This window comes from Microcystis sp. M49636_WE2 (assembly GCF_030065375.1).
In the GTDB taxonomy this organism is placed as follows: Bacteria; Cyanobacteriota; Cyanobacteriia; order Cyanobacteriales; family Microcystaceae; genus Microcystis; species Microcystis aeruginosa_C.
This window is the reverse complement of record NZ_JASJFG010000686.1, coordinates 1-4,939: the sequence shown is the minus strand read 5'-3', so window position 1 is coordinate 4,939 and position 4,939 is coordinate 1. Positions and strand designations below refer to the sequence as shown.

Annotated in this window: 6 protein-coding genes; 4 read left to right on the top strand and 2 right to left on the bottom strand. The window is 45.5% G+C overall.

Annotated elements, in window-relative coordinates; genetic code table 11:
- From PX484_RS15770 to PX484_RS15760, 3 genes are all read left to right on the top strand, one after another.
- On the top strand, positions 1–238 hold a 238-nt coding region (locus tag PX484_RS15770), incomplete at its 5' end, for a hypothetical protein (protein ID WP_287670062.1).
- A 636-nt stretch (positions 239–874) separates the two neighbouring features.
- Positions 875–1,531 (top strand): sigma-70 family RNA polymerase sigma factor, encoded by a 657-nt coding sequence (locus PX484_RS15765; RefSeq protein WP_002802236.1) that lies wholly within the window; start codon positions 875–877, stop codon positions 1,529–1,531.
- A 113-nt stretch (positions 1,532–1,644) separates the two neighbouring features.
- Positions 1,645–2,196: an anti-sigma factor family protein gene (locus tag PX484_RS15760; RefSeq protein ID WP_287767751.1), complete on the top strand. Its 552-nt coding sequence runs from the start codon at positions 1,645–1,647 to the stop codon at positions 2,194–2,196.
- 4 nt (positions 2,197–2,200) lie between these two features.
- On the opposite strand, the gene PX484_RS15755 is transcribed toward PX484_RS15760, so the two are convergent.
- Positions 2,201–3,406, bottom strand: a complete 1,206-nt coding sequence (locus tag PX484_RS15755) for an acetate kinase (RefSeq protein ID WP_288104659.1) — start codon at positions 3,404–3,406, stop codon at positions 2,201–2,203.
- A gap of 468 nt (positions 3,407–3,874) precedes the next feature.
- Here PX484_RS15755 and trxA point away from each other — a divergent pair, with 468 nt between their 5' ends.
- Positions 3,875–4,231 carry a thioredoxin gene (gene trxA, locus PX484_RS15750; RefSeq protein ID WP_002802246.1) on the top strand — a complete coding sequence of 119 codons (357 nt, stop codon included), beginning with the start codon at positions 3,875–3,877 and terminating at the stop codon, positions 4,229–4,231.
- Between the two features lie 66 nt (positions 4,232–4,297).
- Here trxA and PX484_RS15740 read toward each other — a convergent pair.
- Positions 4,298–4,939, bottom strand: a 642-nt coding sequence (locus PX484_RS15740; protein ID WP_288104656.1) for a DNA-processing protein DprA, incomplete at its 5' end; no start/stop codon positions are given.

Here is a 4,939-nt window from a genome sequence, read left to right as displayed (position 1 = left end):
GTTAGGCACGCCGCCAGCGTTCATCCTGAGCCAGGATCAAACTCTCCATGATGAATCGTTTGATTCTTTTGACTTTTTTTTGTCTCCCCCTTGCGGGTTTGACTTTTTTGTTATAGAATTGCTTCTAAACGAGGCTGTTTTACTTGGCTTTCAAACTATTGTTTTGTCTAGGTTCGAGCGTCGTTTGTTTCGCTTCGCTTTCGCTTTGCTTCAACCGCGCATTTACCAATGTATCTAACTTCCCTAAGTTTGTCAACCCCTTTTGGCAAAATTTTTTGATCTTTTTTCTATCCCTTGCTACGTAAGCTTTTCAGCTATTCCCCCTTTTTCTGGTGGGGCTTTTTTGTCTAGTAATTTTGTTCTAATTAGCTCTTGATGGTGGTGACAGCGTTTTTCATAAGTGGGAACTGTTTAGGCATCAAATAGGGCTGCAGTGGCTGAAATAACTGCTTAGTAAGGGTTTCAGCCCCGTGGCCGAACGAGAAGGTCAAACATTGAATGCCCCGCTCAAATCGCAGTCCAGCAATTACCAACCCGATCCACTCGGTTCGATCAGTTAGAATCAAGATATGGAAAAAAAATTATTTAGGGTTTGCTGAATAAACCTTAAAACCTTGTTGGGTAAGACTTTTAGACTTTTTTCCCCTCAAAAAGTGCCAGCACTTGGAGTGATCGGGGGAAAAATTCAGGTACTTTTTCCCTGAAAATTAGGTAGTTGACCACCTGAAAATCGGTACAACCCTACACCCCACACCCCACACCCTGCCCCCACGAAAAACTTTTTGCCGCAAACCTATTTATTTTCGGGAACCTTTGCTAACTTCTCCCGTCCTCAAGCCCTGAGTGAGGAGTTTATATCCTTAGAGGAAATCCCATGAGTCAATCGATTCCAGCATCTTGGTCACTCGAGGCCAAAAAGTCTCAAAACCCCGTGTCCCCTGACAAACTCTCCAACTATGATCTGATTGCACGCTGTCAGGAAGGGTGTCAGCCTGATCGGGCAGCTTTTGCGGAACTGCTGCGGCGCTATCAAGCTCATATTGATAAATTACTCTATCATTTGGCTCCCGATTGGCAAGATCGCGCTGATTTGGCTCAAGAGGTCTGGATTCGCGTCTATCGCAATATTAACCGTCTCCATGAACCCCTCAAGTTCCGCGGTTGGTTAAGTCGCATTGCTACTAATCTTTTTTACGACGAATTGCGGAAACGCAAGCGGGTTAATCACCCCATTTCCCTCGATGCTCCCCGACGCGTGGAAGATGGCGAAATCGATTGGGATATCGAGTCCGATTACCCCAGTCCCGATGAACATCTCACCACCCACGAATTCTACGATCAATTACAGGCGGCGATCGCTGATTTACCAGAAGCTTTTCGGACAACTATTATTCTCCGAGAAATTGAAGGCATGGCCTACGAAGAAATTGCCGAGATCACGGGAGTTTCTTTAGGAACTGTTAAATCTCGGATTGCTCGCGCTCGCGCTAAATTACAATCTGTTTTACAGCCCTATTTTACAGAAGGCTAAAGAATATTGTGGTGATTCGGCACTAACGGCCGAAGTGAGGAGTCGTTAAATTTAACTAGCTCCGTGCTGGTGAAAAGTGATTGCATACCGATCGCTTCTGGTCGAGGTCAACCATGAATAATTATCAACCCGAAGACGTTCAATGGATCAAGTCTTTGTTACGTCACGATGACAGCGATTGCAACTCCGCAACCGAGGATATTTTGTTCTTAGATGAGGATAACGAAGAAGCTGATCGTTTTGATTTAATTAGCGCCTATATTGATAACGAAGTAACGGTAGAGGAAAGGAAGCTAGTTCAGCATTGGTTAGACCATGATGCTGCCGCTAAAAAACTCTATCGGCAGCTCTTGGGATTACAAACTAATTTAAGGCAGATTCCCGCACCGGTTACTATTGCCAGCGACCGATTGGCAGAACAGGTGTTCAGAAAAGTCGATGGTCAGCGTCGTCGGCAATATTATGTTTATGGTGGCGCAATTTTCACCGCCATGGCGATCGCTGTTGGCTCCTACTTCGTCTCCGAACGCAATGATCCCCTCTCCCAAATGGCGAGCAGTCCGGGCAGTATTAGCCAAGAGGGAGACCATTTGATGATTGCTCTCAACCATCCAATTATGGAGATTCCCGCAGCGGAAAAGCCAAAAGAGAATGGCCAAAGGTAAGGATCTATGGGGATAAATGCCAGCATTCTCGTGCGATCGCCCAATCTTCCGCCGTAGCAATTACCATCACTCGCACTTTAGATGTCTCGGTGGCGATATCCTCATCCCGGGGACGAGCGGCATTTTTAGCTAAATCTAACTCTAAACCCAAAAAAGACCAGCCTTGACTGGCTTTTTCCCGTACTAAAGCTGAATTTTCGCCGATTCCTGCCGTAAATACCAACACATCCAACCCCTCCAGAGAAGCAATCATCGATCCGATTAAACCTTTCAGACGATGAATATACATCTCAAATGCTAATTTTGCCCTCTCGTTACCTTCGGCCATCGCCGTGGTAATTGCCCGCATATCCCCAGAAATACCCGAAATTCCCTTTAAACCGGATTCTTTATTGAGTAAACTATTTAAACTATCGGGATTATATTGATATTCTCGCTCTAGATAAATCAGAATCCCTGGATCGATCGAACCGCTGCGGGTTCCCATCATCAATCCCTCTAGGGGAGTAAATCCCATAGTAGTATCGACACTTTTACCCCCCTTGACTGCCGATAGGGAAGCACCATTGCCCAGATGACAAATCACCATTTTCAAGGATTCTAGGGGTTTTCCCAACAATTCGGCTGCCCGTTGCGAGCAGTACTGATGACTGGTGCCATGGAAACCATAGCGACGGATTCCCAGTTCACTCCATTGGTAGGGAATGGGATAAAGAGAAGACTCAGGAGGGATAGAACGATGAAAAGCGGTGTCAAACACTGCTACTTGAGGAACATCGCCCAAAACTTGCTCGATCGCCTCAATTCCTTCTAAATGAGCGGGATTATGGCTAGGAGCAAGGGGGATCAGCTTTTTAATCGTTTCTTTGACTTGGGGAGTGATCATAGTTGCCTGGGAATATTCCGTGCCACCATGGACAACTCGATGACCGACTATACTAATGTCGGCGAAATTGGCCAGTACCTTAGTTTCGCCAGTGACTAAGGTATCTAACATCCGAGCAATTGCCGCCGGACGGTCTTGACTAGAAAGATTAATTTCCTGTTTAATTCCCTTGGCTTTTACCGTTAAAACCCCGTAATCAGGGTTAACTGTCCAATCGATCCCCGCTGCCCAAATTGGTTGGGGAGGATGGGAGGGGAGAATATCTAAATCGTATAAACAACTTTTTTGACTGCTCGATCCCGCATTTAAGACCAGAATTTTCATAGAAAAGCTCAATTAGGAGGTGGCCTATGGCGATCATAATCAAACTCAGGTTAAGTCTAGATAAAATCGCTGACTTTTCGGGTTTTTCTTCAAGAAAATTTTATCCGGCTGTGATCACCCATCCCTGACTTGAAAGAGGGTGTAGGGTGTGGGGTGTGGGGTGTAGGGAAGGAAACCTCTTTCATCTCTGGTGGTGAAAATTTTTTCATCGAGACTGACTCGGGCAATATTACAAAACTTTATCAAAAAAAAAGTCAAAATAGAGCCTCTAGGGTTATAAAATACAAGAATGCCCCTTGTGAAATTGATCCAAGAAGCTACCTCTGATGCAAGTTAAGGCCTCTATAGTGGATTTAGAGCTAGTTCTCGTCCTTTTCACCAGTGGAATGTCAACATCGCACCACGAATCTCTAGAATGGAATTTTTGCGTATTCTAGATAACCGTGATTACTAGAGGATTTCTTAAGTATGTCAGAGGTTACTGCCGTTACAGATGCCACCTTTAAAGATGAAGTTTTAGATAGTGCCAACCTTGTCCTAGTGGATTTCTGGGCTCCTTGGTGCGGCCCCTGTCGAATGGTGGCTCCCGTTGTCGCAGAAATTGCCGAAATGTTCATAGGGAAAGTCAAGGTGGTGAAACTCAACACCGACGAAAACCCCAATATCGCTAGTCAGTATGGGATTCGCAGTATTCCTACTCTGATGATCTTCAAAGAAGGTCAAAAAGTTGATATGGTGGTCGGGGCTGTACCGAAAACCACTTTAGCTACCACCATAGATAAACACCTGAAACCGAATGATCCTCAAAAGGGGTCAGAAAGTTGATCTAGTGGTCGGGGCTGTACCGAAAACCACTTTAGCTAATACCCTAAATAAGCATTTGGGGGTTAACTAGGTTTTCTGGTAACGCATACCGGGTAACTGAGTCACTAAACCTATTAATTCTAATTCCAATAAGATCCCCGCCACTTCTGAGGTGGGGATTTGCATTTTTTGAACAATAATGTCAAACAACAGGGCATCTCTGTCAAATAACTGATACACTTGTGCTAGTCTAGGTTCTAGATTGACTGGAGGAGCAGGATTAACGGCCGGGGATGTCTCTAGAGGGAGTGAAGGGGAGAGATTAACCGGTGCAGATTGGTTCGTGGTGGGAATTGCCCCCAACATTTCTAATAATTTCTCCTCAGAAACGATAATTTCCGCTCCCTGATGAATCAGTTGTAAACAACCTCTAGCGGCAGCAATATCGGGAGAATTGGGTAAAGCATAGATATCGCCGCCAAATTCGTTAGCATAACTGGCCGTAATCAGGGAGCCAGACCTTTCGGGGGCCTCGATAACAATAGTCGCGCGACTTAAACCGGCGATAATGCGATTACGACTGGGAAAATGGGCTTTATTCGGTTGAGTTGCGGCGGGATGTTCACTAATGACTAAACCCTGCTTTTGGATGTCCGCGTGTAGCTGCCGATGACGACTAGGATAAACCACATCGACCCCCGTTCCCAAGACGGCAATCGTCCTTCCCCC